Source organism: Saccharothrix sp. NRRL B-16314, assembly GCF_000716595.1.
Taxonomy (GTDB): Bacteria; Actinomycetota; Actinomycetes; order Mycobacteriales; family Pseudonocardiaceae; genus Actinosynnema.
Genome location: NZ_JNXC01000203.1, coordinates 1 through 330, shown reverse-complemented (window position 1 = coordinate 330; position 330 = coordinate 1). Strand labels below are relative to the sequence as shown.

General features: G+C 70.6%; 1 pseudogene. It reads left to right on the top strand.

From position 1 onward, the window contains the following. Nucleotides 1-15: 15 nt before the first annotated feature. Nucleotides 16-330: pseudogene (locus OQ02_RS39655) on the top strand (molybdopterin-dependent oxidoreductase); the annotation flags it as partial.

Sequence of the window (330 nt, the reverse complement as noted above, 5' to 3'; positions counted from 1 at the left end):
GTCCAGGTCGCCCGCATGTTCGCGGGCGCGGGCAAGTCCATGGCCTGGCACGCCCGCGGCGTCGAGCACCACTCCCAGGGCGTCGAGAACTGCCTCAGCATCGTCAACCTGTGCGTCGCCACCGGGAACATCGGCAAGCCCGGCGCCGGCTATGGCACCATCACCGGCCAGGGCAACGGCCAGGGCGGCCGCGAGCACGGCCAGAAGTCCGACCTCCTCCCCGGCGGCCGCTCCATCACCAACCCCGAGCACCGCCGCCAGATCTGCGAGATCTGGGGCATCGACGAGACCGAACTCCCGCCCGCCGGAACCTCCATGATGGAGATGGTC